This is a genomic window from Bacillus sp. B4EP4a, assembly GCF_006680105.1.
Classification (GTDB): domain Bacteria; phylum Bacillota; class Bacilli; order Bacillales; family DSM-1321; genus Peribacillus; species Peribacillus simplex_E.
On sequence record NZ_VHIK01000034.1, the window covers coordinates 26,057 to 48,361 of the forward strand.

Genomic DNA, 22,305 nt, shown 5'->3' on the forward strand with positions numbered 1-22,305 from the left:
ACACCTCCTATTAAAGGAGGCCATACCGCGAGAGACAACGGTATGACCGTTCCAAATCAAATATTTCCGCGAAGTTCTTGCTCGCGTTCAATCGATTCAAACAATGCTTTAAAGTTTCCATCGCCGAATCCAAGTGCACCTTTACGCTGAATGACTTCGATAAACAGCGTCGGACGATCAACAAGTGGTTTAGTAAAGATTTGTAGCAAGTAGCCTTCATCATCACGATCTACCAAAATATTAAGTTCTTGAAGTCGTTTCACATCTTCATCAATATCTCCTACCCGATTGGCGAGTTCTTTATAATAAGTCTCAGGGGTATTTAAAAATTCCACACCATTTTCTTTGAGAGCCGCCACGGTGCCGATGATATCGTTTGTCAACAGGGCAAGATGCTGAACGCCTGGTCCATTATAGTAATCTAGGTATTCTTGAATTTGAGACTTGCGCTTTCCTTCCGCAGGCTCATTAATTGGGAACTTTATGCGTCCTGTTCCATTCATCATGACTTTTGACATTAGAGCAGAGTACTCGGTCGAAATGTCTTCATCATCAAAATGCTTCAGAACTGTAAAACCGAATGCATTTTCATAATAGTTTGTCCATTCTTCCATAACCTCCACATTGCCGACAAGGTGGTCAACACCAATTAAGCCGGTTGGTTGAGAAGCAAGGGTGTTCTCGCGAGATTCAAACCCTGGCATAAATACGCCTTTATAATCGATTGGTTCAACAAGCGTATGAATTGTATCCCCATATGTACCTAGAATCGCTTTTTTCACCTTGCCGTTTTCATCTTCTTCCACCCATGGTTCCCGAAGAGCGATGCCACCTCTTTCAATCGCACCCGCATATGTTTTTTCCAGATCTTTTACGAGGAGGGCAATATCTTTTACACCCTCGCCATGAAGTTTAATAAACTCGGCAACGTCAGTATTGTCTGATAGGGTGCCTGTTAAAATCAATCGGATAGCGCCCTGTTCCATCACGTAAGATACACGGTCACGGGAACCTGTTTCTAATCCTTTATATGCTACAAGTTTGAAACCGAAAGATTTTGCATAGTAATAAGCTGCCTGCTTTGCGTTTCCTGTATAGATTTCTACGTAATGAACACTCTTTACCGGGAACAATTCTTCTTTTTTTACTTTAGGTGATGCTACCATTTTTTCGGCCATTTTAACCTCTCCTTTTTCATCTTAAATTTCTAACAAACAGAATTTTCGAAATTTAGTTTCTGTAATGTTTCACATCTTAATCTATAAAAATCCAACGCGCAAATATGTGTTTTAACGCGTTTAGTATTTATGGCAACAGTCTTTTAAACCGTTAAAGCGAATATGCGTTTGAGTGTACTCTTGCAAGCTTTTGGTTATTCCAATTAAAATGTTGGCAACAAAAAACGAAGGGGAGTTAACCATGAAAATAAACGTAAAGTTCTGTCCATGTAATTTCGAAGACGAGTTGGAAACAATAAAAGGAAAATTAATTGAGTGCAGCGATGTGGAGGTTATTGAGGATAAGTGCTTGTTATATTGTGGTCAATGTTTGATTGACCCATTTGCACTTATAAATGGTGAAAATATTGTTGCGGACGATCCTGATGAACTTTATAAAAAAATTAATCAATATATGGCTAACATTAAACTGGGGGAAACCGTGTAAAAACGAAGAATAAGAAAATGATAATTGATAGATGTTTTGATAGAGAATTATATATTTAGGGTTGTTACCACCCGGAAACTTGAGGACTTCAGAAGGGATCTACATATGATAAAATATAAGTAAGCCCTACTCCAAATTGCATGATAGTAGGGCTTTATTTTTATTCTGAAGGGAAATTAATTATGACTGCATTAATTGGTAAAAATTTTAAAAATGGTGTTTTTATTATGGCTGATAAAAGAATAACCTATAGAGGAACTGAAAACTTTAGTGATGATGAAAAAAAAGTAATAGCATTAAATCAAAATGTGATCTTTGCATTTGCGGGTGTTAAAAATATCATCGATACATGTATAGAAGAATTAAAAATGTTTTCTCTTGGAACAAGTTCAATTGAAGAAATCGAGGCTCAATCACAAAAATTTTTTAGAAATTCATTAGAGATGTTCAAGAAGTTATATCCCGAACAGGAATATGCAACTATATATATTTTGGCAGGGTTTACAGCTGATGGTATACCCCGTGTCACTTACTTCTCTTCAGATGATGATTTTCAAAAGGGCAATCCTCTCGATTTTTTTTATAAAACGTTTCCTAATACAGAAATGATGTATCTTCGGAATTATTTAATAAATGAAGTGGATGACACCAGAACAGATATGAATTATTTTATCATTAAATTTTCTTCAGCCATCCGGCAGATAAACAATGAAAAGGTTAGTAAGGATACGTATTCTTTATTTTTAACCCAAAATGGCTTATTTGAGATAGACGTTGATGAGGACGGAATTATTAAGATTGACCAAAAGAATCTTGATTGTTAAAAGAAAGAGACATGCTGCTCCCCGCAGACTCTTTTATGTGGAGAATCGAGAAAACTATTTAACTTTAACGCGGTGAAAGATAGCTGTTTTGCAGAATGTCCGCTTTAATGTATAATCTTGCAGGAGTGGGAAACTTATAATAATATTTAGAAAAATTGTGAAATTGGTGAGGGAATTGCTCTAATTACACTATTTTCACAGTGAAGGGTAGGTGGAACTAAAAAACGAGTATATGTTATGATGCTGCCAATATAAATATCACACTATAGTCAAAAACAACAAATTGATTTATGATGAGGTAGACATATATTTTTTTGTATACATTATCTGAAAATTATGACTATGGATGTGGTAAAAATGAAGTTAAAAACAGTACAATCGCAAACTCTTCAAAATCAAGTATATGAATATTTACATGAACAAATTGTAAGCGGGAACATACCACCTGGACAACGAATTGTGGAAGGAAAAGTTTCTCAGGAAACGGGTGTCAGTAGAAGTCCAATCCGAGAAGCGATCCGCAGGTTAAACAGTGAAGGATTAGTATCCGTCAGTCCAAGAGGCGGAGTAAGAGTGTACCGCGCAACCTTTTCAGATTTTAAATATCTTTACGAATGCCGGTTAAGCCTGGAACCTACAGCTGCTTTTTATGCAGCTTCACGTATGAATGAAAAACAGCGTAAACAATTGTCAGATTCAGTTGATAAAATGAACCTCATGGTTGATAAGAAAGAGCTTGAAAAATTAAAGGTCCTAAGCAGCCAATTTCACTACCTGATTGTGGAGGCCAGTGGTAATCCTTATTTGATGAAAATGATGAATCAGTTAAATTCCTTAATTTCTTTTTATCGAAATGCTGTATTGAATATCCCTAAGAGAATAGAAGAGGGTGCCGATGAACATAAAGCGATATGGAATGCTATAAAAAATAAGGATGGGAAAGCTGCAGAGGAGTTAATGAAGGCACATATTCAACGTGATTATCAATTTTATGTTTCCATGTACTCAGGTGTTAAGGATGAGGAATATTAATTAAAGGAGAGTGAAAAATGATTTTTCCAGAAAAACTTAAAATTCGAGATGTTACATTGAGAGATGGTCTGCAAAATGAACCTGTTTTTGTAGAAACCGATCAAAAGATAAATAAAATTAAAAATTTAATTGAAGCAGGATTTGATCGCTTGGAAGTCACTTCCTTTGTACATCCAAAGTGGGTTCCTGCGATGCAAGATGCGGATGAATTAGGACAAAATCTGCCAATGACTCGTGGAGTAGAATATGAAGCTTTGGTCCCCAATAGACGGGGATTAGACAGGTTCCTAAATTCAAAGATACACAATGCTCTTTTTTTCCTTTCTGCGAGCACACAACATAACCAGGCAAATTTAAATAAGAGTTCTAACGAGTCTTTAATTGAAATAAAAGATTTAATTGAAGAAACCACTAAGGAGGGTAGAAAAACAATTGGTGCAATTTCAACCGCATTTGTTTGTCCGTTTGCTGGGATCGTACCATACTCTGAGGTGGAAAGGATTGCAGAGTTCCTGGTTAATAATGGGGTTTGTGAATTAGGCCTGGGAGATACAATCGGCAAAGCAACACCGAGACAGGTATATGAATACTGTAGCCGTTTAGCAGAGAAATTTCCGGACATTCCTATTGGACTTCATTTGCATGATACATATGGATACGGTTTGGCAAATGTTATGGCTGGGATACAGGCTGGTGTTCATTTAGTTGATGTAGCCCAAGCCGGACTAGGAGGATGTCCATATGCTCCTGGGTCTCCAGGGAATATTCAGGCAAGTCGTGTAGTGGAATTTTTAGAAAAACAGAATATCAAAACAGGTTTGGATCTGGAACAGGTAAAGGACTTAGATAAAGCATTCCCTGAGCTGTTGAATAATGCTAGAAATTTTAAAAAAACTGTATAAATTGATTAGGAATGGAAAGAGCCCAGTAGTAAATTGTATACGTTATTAGAATATTCAGTTAATTTAAATAAGTATTGTACCTTACTAGGAAACAGTATGAAATGTTAATAATTGAAGGGTGGTAATCCTATGAGAAAACCTTTAGAGGGCATTAAAGTTTTAGAATTAGGTAACTTTGTAGCAGCTCCATTTGCTGGGAAGATTTTTGGTGAATTTGGTGCTGAAGTGATCAAGGTTGAGGACCCTAATAAAGGGGATTCTTTACGAAATTGGCGAGTGATGCATAACGGAACGTCCCTGTGGTGGTACGTGCATGCAAGAAATAAAAAATCTATAACTCTTAACCTTCGTGAAGAAGACGGGCAGGAGATGGTTCGGGAGTTAGCAAAAGATGCGGATGTAATTATTGAAAATTTCCGTCCAGGGACGTTGGAAAAATGGGGAATTGGCTATGAAGATATTAAGAAAATAAATCCAAGTATCATTATGACAAGGATTTCTGGTTATGGTCAAACAGGACCTTACCGAAACAAAGTAGGGTTTGGCAGCGTTGCCGAATCAATGGGTGGTCTCCGATACCTGACAGGATTTCCTGATCGCCCCCCAGTTCGAGTTGGTTTAGCAGTTGGAGATTCCATAGCAGGTTTATATGCAGTGAATGGTACGTTAATGGCATTAAGAGCGAGGGATAACGATCCATTAAAAAGAGGACAATATGTGGATGTTGCTCTAACTGAAGCGGTATTTTCTTTGCTGGAAGGCGTTCTGCCAGAATACGATTTAAAAGGAATAATAAAAGAAAGAACAGGTGCTACCTTGGAAGGAATCGCTCCTTCAAATACCTATATATGTGCAGATGGAAAATATATCGTCATTGCGGCAAATAGCGATAGTATTTTCAAAAGATTTGCGCATGCGATAGGACGACCAGAATTTGCGGAAAATCCGACTTATTTAACCAATAATGGCAGAGCTGAAAATGCGGAATATCTAGATCAAGTAATTGAAGAGTGGACTAGGAAACACTCACAAAAAGAGGTGCAAAAAATATTAGATGAGGCTGGTGTGCCGGTTGGGCCTATTTATAATATTGAAGATATTGTAAGGGATGAACACTATCAAGCACGTGATATGCTTCAGACGGTCACTTTGCCGGATGGTGAACAGGTACTAGTTCCAGGAATTGTACCAAAACTATCTGAAACGCCAGGCAGCATTGAATGGATTGGTCCCGAACTAGGACAACATAACGACGAAGTCCTTGGGGGAAAAAAATTGAATCAGCAAAAATAGTGTACTTTATTATTGCTAGATAAATCTTAAAATTTCATGCCTGTCTGTCGGCCTACAAAGGTAGAAAGGGAATGAAAATCTTAAAGCTATAAGGGGTTATAATGCTCTTATTCTGACTTGAGAAAAAAAGAGATTGTTACAGTAAATTTACAGGTGATTTTTGAAAGCGGTACCAATAACGAACCTTGGGGAGGAAGTTTATGTTATCTATTTTAGGATTTGCAATGATTTGTACCTTCTTATTTTTGATTATGTCAAAACGTATATCTCCGTTTATTGGCCTAACAATTGTACCTATCATTTTTGGTTTAATCGGAGGATTTGGGCCAGAATTAGGAACATTGATAATGGAAGGTATTCAAAATGTTGCGCCTACCGCTATTCTTTTGTTATTTGCCATTTTGTATTTTGGAGTCATGGTAGATACAGGGTTATTTGATCCCTTAACCTCAAAGATTATACAGTTAGCTAAAGGAGATCCACTAAAGATTATCGTAGGAACTGCTGTGTTAGCGGGAATAATAGGATTTGATGGTGATGGATCCACGACGATGATGATTGTTGTAACAGCTTTCCTTCCTCTATATAAAAAAATGGGGATCAGTCCTATCATATTGGCCTCCATTACAATCATGCAAATTGGTATCACAACACTTGTTCCTTGGGGAGGACCTGCTGGCCGCGTAGCGAGTGTGTTAAATCTTAATCCAACGGAATTATATCTTCAAATGTTGCCAGCAATGCTTGTAAGTTTGCTGTATGTTATTGCCGTTGCTTATTTTATCGGTTTGAAAGAACGAGCTAGATACAAAAAGATAAATACAGAATCTTTATCATTGCCTGAAGCCAGAATAATAGATGCTGCAATTGAAAGCGCTACAATAGAAAATATCTCACCAAAAAACACAAACATTAAGCGTCCTAAATTAATTTGGATCAATTTCCTTGTATCAATCGTTATTATGATAGCCATTGTACTAGAATGGTTACCTGCTGCCGTACTCTTTATCATTGGAACCGCTCTAGGACTGCTCATTAATTATCCAGTCTTAAATGATCAACGAGATCGAGTCGCTGCTCATGCACCCAATGCAATAGCAGTGGTTACCATGGTTTTTGCTGCTGGGATTTTCTCAGGGATTTTCAAAGGTACTCCAATCTCTGAATCTATGGCACAATCGATTGTTTCCATTATCCCTACAGACCTTGGTCCATATATGGCGTTAATTACTGCGGTAGTTAGTGCACCTGCCATCTTCTTGATTGGTCCTGATGGATTTTACTTTGGGATTCTGCCAGTCCTGGCTGAAACTGCTTCTACTTACGGCATTGATACTTTATCAATTGGAACAGCTGCATTATACGGAACTCCTTTTGGTATTATGGGTCCACTCGTAGCATCTGTTTATTTATTGATTCACATAACTGGAATCAGCCTAGGTGACCTTCATAAATATGCAGCAAAATGGTCTTTAGGGATTTTTCTAATTTATATCATTGTAGGAGTGATATTAGGGACAATCTCTTTCTAAATGAATTCTAAACAAAATCATTGGAGAGAAGGAAGACAAATTCCATAGGTGGCTGTTAATAGTTAGGTGGAGACATATTAGGGAACAAACTGTGGCAGTTGTATGCAGAGGCCAGATTTAAGATTCTTATTATATTAATAGTGTTTAAGAAAGGTTTCGAATAGTGGTTACTTTGGTTTTATTCTGGAATAATCAACATATTTTAAAAGGAGGAATGAAGAATGATTCATAAATATAAAGGACACTACCCCAATGTACATCCAAGCGCATATATAGCCCCAGGAGCACAGTTAATTGGAAACATAGAACTTAAGGAAGATACGTCCATTTGGTTCAATGCCGTTTTAAGAGGAGATAATGAGAAAATAACGATAGGAAAAGGATCAAATATTCAAGACGGTACAATAGTTCACGTGGATCCAGGTTTTCCAATTAAAGTCGGTGAAAATGTTACTGTCGGGCATAACGTGGTTCTACATGGCTGTACTGTAGAAGGTGGGGCGTTAATTGGTATGGGTGCAACAATTTTAAATGGAGCAGTAATCGGAGAAGGCTCTCTAATCGCTGCGTGAGCACTAGTTCCGGAAGGAAAGATAATTGAACCGGCTGTTTTAGTAGCCGGAGTTCCCGCTAAGGTCATCAGAAAGCTTACACCAGAAAACATAGAGCGGGCAAAAGAGGGAGCATCCCAGTATATCAAAAATGGCGCTCTATATAAGCAAGAGAACATAAGCGAAAAAGAGGAATCATTTAGATAATTTGCATGCACTTGTACGTAAAAAGTGAGAAGGCAGACTGTCCGTAAGATTGGACGAGTCTGCTTAATCATTATTAAAACGGTAGAAAGACTTGGATTAAAAAAGAAAAAATCCTTTCTGTATATTTATTTGTAGAGCCTTTTGAATAGGCATTGCAGGAAACATATGCCCTTCATACCTACTTCAAAGTGTGATCAAAGTGCCAGTCAGTTGTAATTGGTTCCCGGTTTAGAATATGAGCGCATCTCCATTGTGACGATAAATTTTTTTCTAATATATATAATAATTAATAGATATAATGGAGGTAGGTTATGTACAGAAATAAATTGTCTGAGAAAAACATAAAACAATTATTTAAGGCTATCCTTTCATTACAGACCCAAGAAGAGTGTATGGCTTTTTTTGATGATTTGTGCACAATGAATGAAATAAAAGCTTTTACCCAAAGACTAGAAGTTGCTAGAATGCTTCAGGATGGCTTTACATACGAAGGTATTGAGGCAGAAACTGGTGCCGCATCAGCTACTATATCAAGAGTTAATAAACTATTGAATTATGGGAGTAATGGTGGTTATCAGATGTCGTTAGATCGCATGGATAATACTAAAAAATTGTAAGAGTTTCGGCAGTTGGGGACTGATATTTTGGGTCTAGGTCATTCTTTAATTTTTTCTGAAAAAATATCACTATAATATAGAAGAAACTCGTCAATAAATAGCTTTGCGATTTCTTTTAAAACATACAACACTTGGGATTGTAATATACAGTCTCTTTTTTTGTTTGAAAAAGTGTCATAACTTAATAGATAGGGTAACGCTTGTCCAAACACTTGCATAATATATAAATAAGGCGTGAGGAAGCACCTGACGTCACCTTAGACTGACTATAGTCAGTCTTTTTTACGGAAGAAAACTTAAAAGAATAGATAACATTTTCAAATATTATAAAAACAAGGAATTCTTCCACATGAATCCAATCGATTCCCGGTATGTAATTGGATATGTATCGGTTGGTCGAAATAATTCGACTTGTTTAAAAATCGAAAGAGTATGTGGATATATAGAATTGTTGGTTTATTAGATGTTTAGTAGAGTACAATATTATTTTACTGAAAAATTGAGCCACCTAAAATTCTGAATATTCAAAAGATATTGTTGACATTTATAATGATGGCTTGTAATATTTCATTAAAGGAATATATAAGGATATATTCCGAATGTTACCAACTTCATTATGTAAAAATATAAGAGGAGGAACAGAAAATGACTTAAAGAGGGCGTTGAAATGAAGAGAATTTGTAGGTTTGTCACCGAAAACTTTCAGGATGCATTCCCCATTGTGTATAGTACTTAGTGCTCGTAATCGAAGATAACCTTTATAAGTCAGAAAGACACACTTACAGAATATAAGGAGTTAAGTAGAGATGACATTGCTAGTACCGTGAAATGAAAAATCGGCTGAAATTTAACCAATAGTAAAAGGAAGGTGAAACTATGGCGGATAATTACACCAAGCAGGATCCACAGGACAAACTCCAAAACACGTTAAAGAACCGGCACGTAACAATGATAGCACTCGGCGGCATCATCGGAGCCGGGCTCTTCGTTGGAAGCGGTGCGGTCATCAATTCAACAGGGCCAGCGGCTGTTATTAGTTATACTTTGTCAGGAATTCTCATGCTTTTAATCATGCGCATGATAGGTGAAATGGCAGTGGCACAACCATCTGCCGGTTCAATTTCCGAATATGCACGGTCAGGATTAGGGAATTGGGCTGGATTTAGTGTTGGCTGGCTCTATTGGTATATGTGGGTGATCGTAGCTGCAATTGAAGCTGTAGCTGGTGCTGGAATACTTGTGAATTATTTTCCTGATATTCCACCTTGGATATTGTGCTTGGTATTATTAGTGGTGCTTACTTTGACCAACCTTTACTCGGTGCGTTCATTCGCTGAAACTGAGTTTTGGTTCGCATCTATTAAGATATTCGCGATAACCTTCTTCATTGTCTTTGGAGCTATATATACTCTTGGACTATGGCCTGGTGAATCACCCGGTCTCTCGAACCTGTATACAGCAGGCGGCTTCTTTCCAAATGGGATCGTTGCAGCTCTAGTGGGAAGCGTTACTGTACTTTTCTCGATGGGAGGGGCAGAAATTGCCACCATTGCAGCTGCAGAGTCCGATCAGCCTGCAAAATATGCGGCTAAAGCTACCAATCAAGTCATGTATCGAATCTTATTCTTTTATATCTTCTCTGTCTTCTTCATCGTTGCAATCGTGCCATGGAATTTCGAGTTTGCTGGCATTGCTATTCAAAGCCCGTTTGCGATTGCACTAGAACGATTAGGTATCCCTTTCGCTTCTTCGCTAATGCAAGTAGTCGTTCTTACCGCAGTACTCAGTTCCCTTAATTCTTGTCTCTACATTACGTCTAGAAGTTTGTTTACCTTAACCAGACTGGGAGACGCACCAAAATTTCTTATCAAACTTAATAAAAGGGGCGTTCCGGTTAGGGCAATACTGGCAGGGACGGTTTTCGGATACGTAGGCGTTGTTTTAAACTACTTTTTTCCACAGACAGTTTTTTTATTTTTAATCAATTCCGCAGGAGCAATTAGCCTTTTCTACTATTTGGTGCTCGCTTTCGCTCAAATCCGTCTGCGACGAAGGTTAGAACAGGAAGCACCCGAGAAATTAAAGTTGAAAATGTGGTTATTTCCCTATCTGTCTTATGTAGCCATTATCTGGATGTTCGTAGTGCTTATAGCAATGGCATGGATTCCTGGTACACGTTCGCAACTTCTTCTCAGTTTAGCGAGTTTCGGTGTGATTCTTGCAGCCTATTTAGTACGGTCTTGGTACAGTAAACGGAAAAATGGGCAGGTCACTGAAGAGAGTGAGGACTATGTCGATGCTACTGTAGGTGAGTGGAAAAATTAACTTCAATCATATAAGAAATAGTAGCATGTATGTATTATAGATTTGAAAAACGAAATGTAGTTTCGGAAATATTTTCTCCAAGAATAAATCTCGGGAGGACATTATTTAATTAGGTAATAAAATAATGAACTGGAGGTATTGGATGTTATGACAGGACTGGGAGAAGTTGAAAATTCTGGGATTAAGAGATTTAGAAAGTTCAAAACAGATCAGTATTATCCTTCAACGTTGGGAAAGCCGGAGCATCATATTGTAAACGAGTTTAGCATGGCTGTAAGGGCAGGAAATAGAATCTTTTTAAGAGGGCAAACTGGTTTTGATTTAGACGGTAATTTTCATGGGATTGGAGATGTCGTGAAACAAGCGGATCAGGCATGTAAGTGCGTTAGGAAGCTTATTGAAGAAGCGGGCGGTTCAGTCAATGATATTTGTAAGATTACCGTGTACTTGCTTAATCGGGAAGATCGAAGTAAAGTTTATCCCGTAATAGCCGAACATTTTAAAGATGTATATCCTTGCAGTACCGGCTTGATCGTAAGTGGTTTTGCAATGCCGGAAATGCTGATGGAAATAGATGTTGAAGTTATGATTAGTGAAGGAAGGAGTGAAAATTAATAGGTTAACGCTATCTATGAACGAAATCAATCAAAACGCAAACCCTTGAAACGTAAGGGTTTGCGTTTTTTATATTTTCGTAATGGATGTAACATAAGGGGGAGGGGACTTTACGCTAGTGATAAAATACTATAAAAGTGTGTGAATTTCTTGTTATGAAAAGGCAGGAGAACAAGAGAGAGAAAATATTAGAATCCGCAAAAGAACTTGAGTAAGCCCTACAAAAAGCAACTACCCCTCAAACCTTATTTTTCGGAAATTTCACTTTAGTTATGTTTAGTAGGCATACGAAAATAAAAATTCTTTTATCTGGAGGCATAGGATCCGGGGAGTTTTAACCCCCTCTTTTTGTAATCGGTATAATAATAGGAAGAAATACGTCATTATTTGCGCAAACAGAAGTATATGTGGTTAAAAAGTTTCTTAGCAAGGTAATTAAGATAGAAATTTATCCTTATTGGAAAAAATAACTTCATTGTTAAATTATTGTTATTGAATTATAATTTTCTAGAAACATATGAAATGTTATGAATAGGAGAAAAGTATGAAAAAACTGTGGACCATTTTACTTTCATTTACGTTGTTAATTAGCTTATTCCCGCAATTAGCATTGGCAGCACCAAGCAAAAATTTTGACCAAGAACTCACAAAGTATTTAAAAGAGGTAAGCCTTGTCAGGGGTTTTGAAGTGACGAAGGATGATATTGAAACGTCTCTTTCTTTTTACGATGAGAGTATTGAAAACTTTGAATCTATTGGTGATCTTAAAGATGCCTTGGGCGAAGTTATTAAAGCAGATTTAAGTAATTTAGATGCCATTTATGAAGATTATAATCTAACTAATGAGGGCCTAATTAAACTATTGCATGAAAATGGCGAAGAACTAAACGATTATATCTTTATCTGGGACCTCGATGAAGCTGTTTATTTCTATGCAGAAGAGGGCGATTTTGAACGCGATCCAAACTTTGACAAAGAATTTGTCAATTATTTAGCCAAGGTTAGCAAAGTAAGAGGATTTGAAGTAACAAAAGAAGATATCGAAGCGTCATTGGAACTCTATGATTTTAGCACGGAAGAATTCGAATCTGTCGATGAGCTTAGCGAATTCTTAGGTGACGTCATAAAGGCAGACCTAAGCAATTTAGATTATTTTAATGAGAATTATGGATTGGATAAACAAGCGTTGCTTCAATTGTTGGAAGAAAATGGTGAAGATATTAACGATTATATATACATAGATAATCTTGAAGAAACTGTTTGGAACCTTACTGGTGGGGGGATGGATGGTGAAGTTGTCGAAGATCTCCTTCCTATTTTCGAGGAAGATCTCGGTTTAACGGAAGAGGAACTACAGAGGCTTGAAGACCACTTAATGTCTTTGGAAGAGCATCTTTCCAATCCGGAAACAGTCAAGCGACTTGAAGAATTGGGCAACCGCATGATGGCTTTCGAGGAATTTGATGTAGCAACCGAGCTTACAGCTGAACAGATAGCTGAAATGGCATCAATCTATGAAGAATTACTTTCCATCTTTAAGCTTAATGTATCCTATTCACTTGTGAAAAGTGGCTCGGAATCACCTGTATCACTTTTGGATCTAATGAAATTGGAAGAACTGAAGGGTGCTAACCTGAAAATATCAATATACTCTACTGATGGGAAGTTCTTGGCTGATCTTTTAATAACGGGTGAAATGGTCGATTCTGATACTCTTACCAATGCAGGCGGGCAAATAAAGGAATCTGCTAAAGAGGTGCAAAAGACCATTGAAAAGGCACCGGTTGCTAAACCAGTAAAACAAAAGATCAGCACTCATACTAAATCGGAACATCAAACTGTAAAAGGGGCTAAACTGCCAAATACCGCTTCCGATTATATCCCTAATGCCCTTTTAGGACTATGCATTGTCTTGTTAGGAAGCTTGATGTATCGAAAAATTAGGAAAGCTTAATATGAAACAATTAAAGAAAAGGCGGTTGCTTCTGCTTTCTTGTACAATTGCCATCATTTTATTTGGGGTTTGGTTTTCCACATCCAACATGTATAAGTTTGCAAAAGGCTACTTTCTTTACAAGACTCATACTCCAAGTAGCCAAGTGAATGAAACTGTACAGAAACCACCCAGTAGTGAGCCAATAAGTAAAAAAACAACAAAGAAAGAGCTATATCCTGTCAGTCCTAAAACTGGTGAAGAAATCGGGGAACTGTATATACCCAAACTAAAAGCCAAACTCCCTATTTTCCATGGCACAAACGAGGATGAATTGGAAAAAGGCGTTGGTCACTTTGCAGGAAGTGTACTACCAGGGGAAAATGACAATTCCGTTCTTTCCGGTCATAGAGATACGGTATTCCGTAAACTCGGGCAAGTTGGCGAAGGAGATTTGTTGATTGTAAGAACATCGGCAGGCGAGTTCACATACAAAGTCAACAAAGTTCGAATTGTGGATGAGGATGATCGAACCGTAATCGTACCAAAGCCACGGGCAACGCTAACCGTCAGTACCTGTTATCCCTTTGATTATATCGGGGCGGCACCTGAACGCTATATACTTGTCGCTTATTTGTCTTCAAAAAAAGTAAGTTAGTAATAAGCAACTTTTTATGTTCAAAAAAAGAGTCCAGATAAGGTAAACCTTATCTGGACTCTTTTAATTTCCATTTATTATATTGTTAAGCTATCCTTATTGCTCAAAGTGCTCGATGTAGCGGATTTTAATATTTTATGATGGTAAATATAAGAGCCGGCTATCAATATATATCCGATAATGAAAAGCAGCCATCCATTGGCAGGGTCGCCCACTGATATGCTTGAATACATAGCACCCGTCAAATCAAATACAAAACCTGCATAAGCCCATTCCTTAATTCTCGGAAAACCTGGAATGAGTATTGCCACGACACCTAATAATTTGGCTATTCCAATAAAGGGTAGGAGGTAGGTAGGATAACCTAAATGATTAAATAAAGCGACTGCATCGGGAACAGACATTATATCTGGAATAGAACCGAAAACCATTAGTGCCAGCAAAAGCCCTGTGAAAATCCAATATATAATTTTTACTTTTTTCATATATTCTCATTCCCTCCCTTAGATTGACATTTTAATCATATTCCACTTTCCTTTTTTTAATGCACTCTATATTATTGAACTTCAACAGTCGCAGCGCGATTCTTTAATAAGAATCGCGCCACGAATGTAGGCAAACTCGAAGAAAAGCGAGTTTGCCTGCGGTTTTTTCTTAAAAAATATTCAGATGATTTCAGAAATCCGCTCCCTTTCCAATGCCAAAAGCAGTGGTGGTACTTCTTATTTATCTGGAAGAAATTATATCCCCTCTTAGGTTTTAGACGGATATAGAGAACGGAGGAACTATGTCTTGAGCCAAACGATTTACAACAAATTGTCTTACCTTAGAACCTAACTCATTTAATACAATGATCCTTTCATAGATATAGGGACGAAAACAAACAAGAGAGGTCTTACTCTAGGTAGAGAAAGTCCTCTCTTGTTACCTTAGGAAAGATATTCAGACATCTATCATCAATACTCTGATATAAATTAGCTTGTAGAAACATTTAAAAAATGTTCGATCACAATTGAAACAGCTCCTAATGCAGGTGCATTTCTTCCTAATGAAGAGGGCAATAGTTCACACGTACTTTCTAAATGAGAATATACCCTAGAAGAAACCTCATTCTTAATGGTATTTAACACAATCGGGTGAGATTCGATAATGTTATTCCTCAGAATAATAGCCTGTGCGTCAAATGTATTGAGAATATTAGTTAAGCCAATACTGACGTAGAAGCCAAAGTTCTGGAGTGCATTTAAGACTGCTACATCATTTTTATTTGCACGTTCAACAATTTCTTTTCGTAACATGTTCTTTTCGTCTTTAGAAAAAGAATCCAGTAATGCTTTTTCTGAAGCATATAATTCCCAGCAGCCTCGGTTCCCACAGCTGCATTTGGGACCGTTAAAATCTATCGTCATATGACCCATTTCTCCTGAAAAGCCATTTACTCCTTTGTATAATTCATTATTAATAATAATCCCAACTCCAATTCCCACGTTAATACTAATGTAAATGATGTTTTCATAGTTTTTAGTAACCCCAAATACTTTTTCACCGCATGCGCCTGCATTAGCCTCATTTTCAACAAAAACAGGTACATTGAACTCGCTTTCAATTATGAGTTGCAAATCTTCAATATACCATTCCAAGTTAGGCATAAAAATAATTTTTTGATTGCTATCCACAAAACCTGGTACACAAATACCTATTCCCACCAAACCGTAAGGAGAGTCGGGCATATGAATTATAAAATCATGAATAAGTGCAAACAGAATTTCTTTCACTTCACCAGCAGAAGGACTAGACAAGTCAGAAGCCTTCTCAAGGATAACGTTGCCTTCTAAATCGGTTAGAATTCCATTAAGGTAATCAACACCTATATCGATGCCTATTGAATAGCCTGCATTTTTATTAAAAACAAGCATCACAGGTCTTCTGCCACCTCTAGATTGTCCGGCTCCAATTTCAAATATATAATCTTTTTCAAGTAATGTATTTACTTGGGAAGAAACAGTAGATTTATTTAACCCTGTAATCTCAGAAAGGGTTGCTCTTGAGATTGGAGAGTTTTTTAAAATTTCATTTAATATCAACTTTTGATTCATTTTCTTTACTAAAGCTTGATCTGCAATCGGAATGATAATCGCTCCTTTGTTTTACCATTGAACTAAGTGTTTTTTTATTTTTAACTAAAATCCAGTTTAGAAATAGTATATTTCATATTATAACTAAATTTTCTAAAAAACACATTGAAATAAATATTTATTTTGTATATTATGAAATAAAGTTAGTTTATTGGTGCAACAAACTTTCTCGATTGGTATTTTAAAAATATTAATTAGGGAAGTTTTTCACTTTAATTAAAGGGGGAAGTAACACATGATTCAAACTGATACTAATAAAATTAATTATTTTGAAAGCGCAAACAAAGTCTCTTATGAGGGAAAAGATTCTAAAAATCCTTATGCTTTTAAATACTACAACCCAGAAGAAGTAGTAGGCGGTAAAACAATGAAGGAACAACTACGTTTCTCAGTTGCTTACTGGCATACATTTACAGCTGATGGGACAGATCCTTTTGGTGCAGCTACGATGCAAAGATCATGGAATAAATATGATGGAATGGACTTAGCAAAAGCTAGAGTAGAGGCAGCTTTTCAACTTTTTGAAAAATTAGATGTTCCTTTCTTTGCGTTTCATGACCGAGACATCGCACCTGAAGGGATCACATTAAAAGAAACAAATAAAAATCTTGACGTAATCGTTAGCATGATTCAAGAGTATATGAAAACAAGTAAAGTAAAGTTATTGTGGAACACAGCTAATATGTTTACAAATTCTCGCTTCGTTCACGGTGCAGCTACTTCTTGTAATGCAGATGTATTTGCTTATGCAGCAGCTCAAGTAAAGAAAGGGCTCGAAACGGCAAAAGAATTAGGAGCAGAAAACTATGTGTTCTGGGGCGGCCGTGAAGGTTATGAAACACTGCTCAATACAAATTTAAAGTTAGAGTTAGATAACTTGGCTAGATTTATGCATATGGCTGTAGATTATGCTAAGGAAATTGGATATACAGGTCTATTCTTAATTGAGCCAAAACCAAAGGAACCTACAACGCATCAGTATGATACCGATGCAGCTACGACCATTTCGTTCCTAAGACAATACGGGTTAGATAAACATTTTAAACTAAACCTTGAAGCTAACCATGCTACTCTAGCTGGGCATACGTTTGAACATGAATTACGCGTAGCCAGAGTTCAGGGCTTCTTAGGATCAGTTGATGCAAACCAAGGTGATCCTCTTTTAGGATGGGATACCGATGAGTTCCCAACAGATTTATATTCTACAACTTTAGCAATGTATGAGATCCTGCAAAATGGAGGATTAGGTAGTGGGGGATTAAATTTTGATGCTAAAGTGCGCAGAGGTTCCTTTGAACAAGAAGATTTAGTATATGCTCATGTGGCAGGGATGGATGCGTTCGCAAGAGGTTTAAAAGTGGCTCATAAATTATTAGAAGATCGTGTTTTTGAAAACATCATTGATGAACGCTATAGCAGTTTCAAAGAAGGAATTGGTCTTGAGATTGTTGAAGGAAGAGCAAACTTCCATACACTAGAGCAGTATGCATTACAAAATACAAACATTACGAATAAGTCAGGAAGACAGGAACGATTAAAAGCCATCTTAAATCAATATATTTTAGAAGTTTAATGGATAAAAGAGAGTAGAAACAATTTCTGCTCTCTTTTATAAAAGTGGAGGAATCAAGATGAAATATATTATTGGAATTGATCTAGGAACGAGCGCTGTCAAAACTGTTTTAGTTAATACAAATGGTGAGATCTGTGCAGAAGCTTCTAAAAATTACCCTCTTCTGCATGAAAAAACAGGATATAGTGAACAAAATCCTGAGGAGTGGATTCAGCAGACTGCTAGTGCTTTAAATGAGTTAATCTCCAAATCCGATGTAAGACCAGAACATATAGAAGGAATTAGTTATTCTGGACAAATGCACGGTCTAGTACTGTTGGATAAGAATCATAATCTTTTACGTCATTCTATTTTATGGAACGATACAAGGACGACAGCACAATGTCATCAGCTATATGAAATGATTGGAGAAAAGCGTCTTTTAGAAATAACAAAAAATCAAGCTTTGGAAGGGTTTACACTTCCTAAGCTGCTATGGGTTAAAGAGCATGAACCAGAGATATTTGATCAAACAGCTGTATTTATGTTGCCTAAAGACTATTTACGCTTCAAAATGACTGGCTTTATTCATAGTGAATATTCAGATGCTGCCGGCACATTATTGTTGAACGTGAGTGAGAAAAAATGGAGCGAAGAGATTTGTCAATTAGTGGGGATTGATATCAGCATTTGCCCATCGCTAGTGGAATCTAGTGAATGCGTGGGAACAATTAATGAAGAATTCTCTCAAAAATCAGGGATAGCATTATCGACTAAGGTATTCGCGGGTGGAGCTGATAATGCTTGTGGAGCAATTGGAGCTGGCATTCTATCATCAGGAGAAACGTTATGCAGCATCGGAACATCTGGTGTCGTACTTTCTTATGAGGAGCGAAATGATAGAGACTTTGGTGGGAAAGTGCATTATTTCAATCATGGAAAAGAAGATGCTTTTTATACGATGGGAGTTACATTATCTGCTGGCCACAGTTTGAGTTGGTTTAGAGATAATTTTGCTGAAAATGAGTCATTTGAAGAATTACTGGCTGATATAAACAATGTTCCAATTGGCTCAAATGGGCTTTTATTTACTCCATACTTAGTTGGGGAACGAACACCACATGCAGATGCTACTATACGTGGAAGCTTTATAGGAATGGATGCTTCCCATAAAAAGAAGGATTTTACAAGGGCAGTTATTGAAGGAATTACCTTCTCATTAAATGAATCAATTGAAATTTTTCGAGAAAATGGTAAAGAAATTACGTCTATTGTATCAATTGGCGGGGGAGCAAAAAACGATAGTTGGCTTCAGATTCAAGCAGACGTTTTTAACACAAAAATTATAAAGCTATCTACTGAGCAAGGACCGGCGCTAGGGGCAGCTATGTTAGCAGCTTATGGTTGTGGGTGGTACAACTCATTAGAAGAATGCGCAGATATATTCATTGCTTCTTCAAAAACATATCATCCTAATTTAGAAAATGTTCCAGTGTATAAACAACTTTATGCTCTATATAAAGAGGTATATTCCCAAACAAAAGACTTAAGTAAAAAGCTGAATCAATTTAGCAGAAAGTAACAGGTTGCATTCGAATCATGCATCCCTTTCTTCGAAAAGGAGATTAACATGAAAATAGAAGAGGGAATTTTCGGTGAAATAAATAGAGAACTGGTAAAGTCTTATACAATCATGAACAATCAAAACATAAAAGTAACCTGTATTGATTTTGGATGTACGATTACTAGAATCGATGTACCAGACAAGGAAGGGAATATAGAAAATATCGTGTTAGGATTTGATTCTGCAGAAGATTATTTACATTATTCCCCTTATTTTGGTGCAGTAATCGGTCGAGTGGCAGGGAGAGTTAATCCACCAAGCGTTGATATAGAAGGGGTTACTTACCGCCTCCCTGAGAATGAAGGGGGAACTCATTTACACGGTGGACCTGATGGATTCCATAACGTGGTCTGGAAATCTTCTACTAGTGAGAGTGTAGATGAGGCTAGTGTGACATTTACTTATATGAGTCCTGATGGAGAAGCTGGTTATCCTGGAAATCTTGAGGTAAGTGTCGTTTATACTCTCACTAATAATAATGAACTTATAATAACCTATCATGGTATTTCAGATAAAAATACGTTATTAAATTTAACCAATCATACTTACTTTAATCTGAGTGGCAATTTAAAAGAAGATATCTTACAGCATGAATTAACTATGAAAAGTGATAAGTTTTTAGAGCTTGATCCGTCCTTACTCCCTACAGGCAATTTAATAGACGCTGAACATACACCTTTTGATTTTAGAACAGGAAAGCGAATTATTGAAGGAGCAAAATCCACACATCAACAAAATGAAATAGTAGGAAATGGGTATGACCATCCATTCTTATTAAATGAAAATCATCAAAAAGAAATTTGTTTAGTTAATCCTTCTAACGGACGGAAAATGATAGTGGAAACAGATGAGCCATATGTTGTTTTATATACGGGAAATATGCTAGAAGATACTTTTCGAATTAGAGGAATTCCTTGTCAAAAACATCTTGGCTTATGTCTTGAAACTCAACATCCGCCAAATGCCATTCATAATCAGCAATTACCTTCTATTTTATTAGAAAAAGATAAAGAGTATCATTCTAAAACTCGTTTTACTTTTACCGTCGATTAAAAATCTTTGGTTTTCATTGGTTTAATGTTTTTTTAGTGAAATGAAATTATACAATGGAAGGGAGGATAAAAGCAGTTAGTAGAATGGGTGATGGAAGAGAGGTCCTTCTTGTTTATTAATTTTGAAAGCGCAACCAAAAGTATGCGCTGTTATAATAAATAGACTTTCACATAGCCAGTCATTCTTAACTGTTTTTAGTAAAACATGAAGAAAAAACGAAACTCATTATATATCTTTTCTATTACCTTAGTGGCCGCAATTGGAGGATTACTATTTGGATATGATACAGCTGTAATATCTGGAGCAGAAAAATCATTAAAGGTTTATTTTATCGATAGCTTAGGGTTAGGCTCTTTGGCACATGGCGTCACCGTATCAAGTGCTTTAATAGGATGTATTATCGGGGGATTAATATCCGGCTATTTTGGATCAAGACTAGGACGTAAAAAATCACTTATACTTGCAGCGATTCTTTTTATAGTATCAGCATTAGGTGCTGCTTATCCTGAATTTTTATTTTTTACAAAAGGTGAACCAACACTTTCTTTATTACTAGCTTTTAACTTTTATCGAATTATAGGAGGAATTGGTGTTGGATTAGCGTCAGCTATTTGTCCAATCTATATAGGCGAAATTGCTCCGGCAGATATTCGCGGCAGATTGGTATCATTTAATCAGTTTATGATTATTTTTGGTATGTTAGTCGTTTACTTTGTAAACTGGGGTATTGCAAATGGTGAAACGTTAGAATGGATAAATGATGTAGGATGGAGATACATGTTTGCTTCAGGAGCTATACCAGCTTTACTCTTTGCTGTACTTTTGTTTTTAGTTCCTGAAACACCTCGCTATTTGGCAATACAGAATCAAGATCAAAAAGCTTTAGCTATACTTACAAAAATTAATGGATCTTCAGAAGCGAAAGCGATTCTGAGTGATATTAAACAAACGATTGCTATCAATATTTCTTCTGAAAAATTATTCACTTATGGAAAATTGGTTATTATTGTAGGTGTACTGCTTTCTGTATTTCAACAATTTGTAGGTATAAATGTAGCCTTATACTACGCTCCGCGGATCTTTGAAAGCATGGGAGCAGCTAAAGATTCTTCTATGCTGCAAACCATTATTATGGGATTAGTAAATGTTATCTTTACAGTCATCGCCATTTTAACAGTTGATAGATGGGGAAGAAAGCCTTTATTAATAGTAGGTTCTATAGGAATGGCAATTGGAATGTTTGGTGTAGCAAGCATGGCTTTTTCTAATATTATTGGAGTAGGGACGCTTGTGTTTATCATTATTTATACAGCTTCATTTATGATGTCGTGGGGTCCAATCTGCTGGGTGCTAATTTCAGAGATTTTCCCTAATAAAATTCGAGGTCGGGCTGTAGCTATAGCTGTAGCTGCACAATGGGCGGCTAACTATTTTATTTCTTCTACGTATCCTATGATGATGGAATATAGTGGGGGACTAACATACGGTTTCTATGGTTTAATGAGCGTGCTTTCTGCCTTATTTGTTTGGAAAATGGTTCCTGAGACCAAAGGCAAGACTCTTGAACAGCTGGAGAATATATGGAGAAGAGATGTCAAAAATTCAGAAGATAGTCAAATTATATAAATAGTAAAATTCTTGGACACAAAAGTGGATAGGTATAATATAAAAGGATTCTTATTGTTCCACGAGTAAACGTGCGAAATCATGGGTGCAACACGAATTCACGAGTAAAAATGCTGAATTCACGAGTAAATAGCCAAAACTCACGAGTAAAACAGCAAAAC

At 36.7% G+C, this 22,305-nt stretch carries 19 protein-coding genes; 16 read left to right on the forward strand and 3 right to left on the reverse strand.

Features of this window, described 5'->3' with window-relative positions; genetic code table 11:
* Positions 1 to 56: 56 nt before the first annotated feature.
* Entirely contained in the window at positions 57 to 1,178 is a 1,122-nt protein-coding gene (gene hppD / locus FNK51_RS17405; RefSeq protein WP_098372777.1) for a 4-hydroxyphenylpyruvate dioxygenase, read from the reverse strand.
* Positions 1,179 to 1,419: 241 nt separating this feature from the next.
* On the opposite strand from hppD, the gene FNK51_RS17410 reads away from it, so the two are divergent.
* The 12 genes from FNK51_RS17410 (at position 1,420) to FNK51_RS17465 (ending at position 14,154) form a co-directional block, all read left to right on the forward strand.
* Positions 1,420 to 1,665 carry a DUF1450 domain-containing protein gene (locus FNK51_RS17410; RefSeq protein ID WP_179891145.1) on the forward strand — a complete coding sequence of 82 codons (246 nt, stop codon included), beginning with the start codon at positions 1,420 to 1,422 and terminating at the stop codon, positions 1,663 to 1,665.
* A 182-nt stretch (positions 1,666 to 1,847) separates the two neighbouring features.
* Entirely contained in the window at positions 1,848 to 2,489 is a 642-nt protein-coding gene (locus tag FNK51_RS17415; RefSeq protein WP_181762288.1) for an Ntn hydrolase family protein, read from the forward strand.
* Positions 2,490 to 2,846: 357 nt separating this feature from the next.
* Positions 2,847 to 3,521 (forward strand): GntR family transcriptional regulator, encoded by a 675-nt coding sequence (locus tag FNK51_RS17420; RefSeq protein WP_098372780.1) that lies wholly within the window; start codon positions 2,847 to 2,849, stop codon positions 3,519 to 3,521.
* 17 nt (positions 3,522 to 3,538) lie between these two features.
* On the forward strand, positions 3,539 to 4,423 hold the full coding sequence (locus FNK51_RS17425; protein ID WP_098372781.1) for a hydroxymethylglutaryl-CoA lyase: 885 nt from the start codon (positions 3,539 to 3,541) through the stop codon (positions 4,421 to 4,423).
* 129 nt (positions 4,424 to 4,552) lie between these two features.
* The gene (locus FNK51_RS17430; RefSeq protein WP_141994134.1) at positions 4,553 to 5,716 is read left to right on the forward strand and encodes a CaiB/BaiF CoA transferase family protein; all 1,164 of its coding nucleotides are present in this window, start codon (positions 4,553 to 4,555) and stop codon (positions 5,714 to 5,716) included.
* Positions 5,717 to 5,916: 200 nt separating this feature from the next.
* Complete coding sequence (locus FNK51_RS17435) at positions 5,917 to 7,248, forward strand: CitMHS family transporter (protein ID WP_141994135.1); 1,332 nt, start codon at positions 5,917 to 5,919, stop codon at positions 7,246 to 7,248.
* 221 nt (positions 7,249 to 7,469) lie between these two features.
* Positions 7,470 to 7,820 carry a gamma carbonic anhydrase family protein gene (locus FNK51_RS17440; RefSeq protein WP_286178755.1) on the forward strand — a complete coding sequence of 117 codons (351 nt, stop codon included), beginning with the start codon at positions 7,470 to 7,472 and terminating at the stop codon, positions 7,818 to 7,820.
* Positions 7,821 to 8,317: 497 nt separating this feature from the next.
* Positions 8,318 to 8,623, forward strand: coding sequence for a YerC/YecD family TrpR-related protein (locus FNK51_RS17445; RefSeq protein ID WP_141994136.1), 306 nt, complete (start codon positions 8,318 to 8,320; stop codon positions 8,621 to 8,623).
* An 876-nt stretch (positions 8,624 to 9,499) separates the two neighbouring features.
* Entirely contained in the window at positions 9,500 to 10,948 is a 1,449-nt protein-coding gene (locus FNK51_RS17450) for an amino acid permease (RefSeq protein WP_141994137.1), read from the forward strand.
* 147 nt (positions 10,949 to 11,095) lie between these two features.
* Positions 11,096 to 11,563, forward strand: a complete 468-nt coding sequence (locus tag FNK51_RS17455; protein ID WP_141994138.1) for a RidA family protein — start codon at positions 11,096 to 11,098, stop codon at positions 11,561 to 11,563.
* A 544-nt stretch (positions 11,564 to 12,107) separates the two neighbouring features.
* Entirely contained in the window at positions 12,108 to 13,517 is a 1,410-nt protein-coding gene (locus tag FNK51_RS17460; protein WP_141994139.1) for a processed acidic surface protein, read from the forward strand.
* Between the two features lies 1 nt (position 13,518).
* The gene (locus FNK51_RS17465) at positions 13,519 to 14,154 is read left to right on the forward strand and encodes a class D sortase (protein ID WP_141994140.1); all 636 of its coding nucleotides are present in this window, start codon (positions 13,519 to 13,521) and stop codon (positions 14,152 to 14,154) included.
* Positions 14,155 to 14,231: 77 nt separating this feature from the next.
* Here the strand turns inward: FNK51_RS17465 and FNK51_RS17470 are convergent, their stop codons facing one another.
* Positions 14,232 to 14,639, reverse strand: a complete 408-nt coding sequence (locus FNK51_RS17470) for a DoxX family protein (RefSeq protein ID WP_141994141.1) — start codon at positions 14,637 to 14,639, stop codon at positions 14,232 to 14,234.
* Between the two features lie 489 nt (positions 14,640 to 15,128).
* A complete protein-coding gene (gene xylR, locus FNK51_RS17475; protein ID WP_286178756.1) occupies positions 15,129 to 16,283 on the reverse strand; it encodes a transcriptional repressor XylR in 1,155 nt (384 codons plus the stop codon).
* Positions 16,284 to 16,524: 241 nt separating this feature from the next.
* On the opposite strand from xylR, the gene xylA reads away from it, so the two are divergent.
* From xylA to xylE, 4 genes are all read left to right on the forward strand, one after another.
* On the forward strand, positions 16,525 to 17,862 hold the full coding sequence (xylA, locus tag FNK51_RS17480; protein WP_141994143.1) for a xylose isomerase: 1,338 nt from the start codon (positions 16,525 to 16,527) through the stop codon (positions 17,860 to 17,862).
* A gap of 58 nt (positions 17,863 to 17,920) precedes the next feature.
* Positions 17,921 to 19,423, forward strand: coding sequence for a xylulokinase (xylB, locus tag FNK51_RS17485; RefSeq protein WP_141994144.1), 1,503 nt, complete (start codon positions 17,921 to 17,923; stop codon positions 19,421 to 19,423).
* A 48-nt stretch (positions 19,424 to 19,471) separates the two neighbouring features.
* The gene (locus tag FNK51_RS17490; protein ID WP_141994145.1) at positions 19,472 to 20,518 is read left to right on the forward strand and encodes an aldose epimerase family protein; all 1,047 of its coding nucleotides are present in this window, start codon (positions 19,472 to 19,474) and stop codon (positions 20,516 to 20,518) included.
* A gap of 204 nt (positions 20,519 to 20,722) precedes the next feature.
* Positions 20,723 to 22,144, forward strand: a complete 1,422-nt coding sequence (gene xylE / locus FNK51_RS17495) for a D-xylose transporter XylE (protein WP_141994146.1) — start codon at positions 20,723 to 20,725, stop codon at positions 22,142 to 22,144.
* Positions 22,145 to 22,305 lie beyond the last annotated feature (161 nt).

What these genes read in the sequence shown, in the direction of transcription:
- hppD (WP_098372777.1), bottom strand. Translation starts at nt 1,178, where the DNA reads ATGGCCGAAAAAATGGTAGCATCACCTAAAGTAAAAAAAGAAGAATTG.
- FNK51_RS17410 (WP_179891145.1), top strand. Translation starts at nt 1,420, where the DNA reads ATGAAAATAAACGTAAAGTTCTGTCCATGTAATTTCGAAGACGAGTTG.
- FNK51_RS17415 (WP_181762288.1), top strand. Translation starts at nt 1,848, where the DNA reads ATGACTGCATTAATTGGTAAAAATTTTAAAAATGGTGTTTTTATTATG.
- FNK51_RS17420 (WP_098372780.1), top strand. Translation starts at nt 2,847, where the DNA reads ATGAAGTTAAAAACAGTACAATCGCAAACTCTTCAAAATCAAGTATAT.
- FNK51_RS17425 (WP_098372781.1), top strand. Translation starts at nt 3,539, where the DNA reads ATGATTTTTCCAGAAAAACTTAAAATTCGAGATGTTACATTGAGAGAT.
- FNK51_RS17430 (WP_141994134.1), top strand. Translation starts at nt 4,553, where the DNA reads ATGAGAAAACCTTTAGAGGGCATTAAAGTTTTAGAATTAGGTAACTTT.
- FNK51_RS17435 (WP_141994135.1), top strand. Translation starts at nt 5,917, where the DNA reads ATGTTATCTATTTTAGGATTTGCAATGATTTGTACCTTCTTATTTTTG.
- FNK51_RS17440 (WP_286178755.1), top strand. Translation starts at nt 7,470, where the DNA reads ATGATTCATAAATATAAAGGACACTACCCCAATGTACATCCAAGCGCA.
- FNK51_RS17445 (WP_141994136.1), top strand. Translation starts at nt 8,318, where the DNA reads ATGTACAGAAATAAATTGTCTGAGAAAAACATAAAACAATTATTTAAG.
- FNK51_RS17450 (WP_141994137.1), top strand. Translation starts at nt 9,500, where the DNA reads ATGGCGGATAATTACACCAAGCAGGATCCACAGGACAAACTCCAAAAC.
- FNK51_RS17455 (WP_141994138.1), top strand. Translation starts at nt 11,096, where the DNA reads ATGACAGGACTGGGAGAAGTTGAAAATTCTGGGATTAAGAGATTTAGA.
- FNK51_RS17460 (WP_141994139.1), top strand. Translation starts at nt 12,108, where the DNA reads ATGAAAAAACTGTGGACCATTTTACTTTCATTTACGTTGTTAATTAGC.
- FNK51_RS17465 (WP_141994140.1), top strand. Translation starts at nt 13,519, where the DNA reads ATGAAACAATTAAAGAAAAGGCGGTTGCTTCTGCTTTCTTGTACAATT.
- FNK51_RS17470 (WP_141994141.1), bottom strand. Translation starts at nt 14,639, where the DNA reads ATGAAAAAAGTAAAAATTATATATTGGATTTTCACAGGGCTTTTGCTG.
- xylA (WP_141994143.1), top strand. Translation starts at nt 16,525, where the DNA reads ATGATTCAAACTGATACTAATAAAATTAATTATTTTGAAAGCGCAAAC.
- xylB (WP_141994144.1), top strand. Translation starts at nt 17,921, where the DNA reads ATGAAATATATTATTGGAATTGATCTAGGAACGAGCGCTGTCAAAACT.
- FNK51_RS17490 (WP_141994145.1), top strand. Translation starts at nt 19,472, where the DNA reads ATGAAAATAGAAGAGGGAATTTTCGGTGAAATAAATAGAGAACTGGTA.
- xylE (WP_141994146.1), top strand. Translation starts at nt 20,723, where the DNA reads ATGAAGAAAAAACGAAACTCATTATATATCTTTTCTATTACCTTAGTG.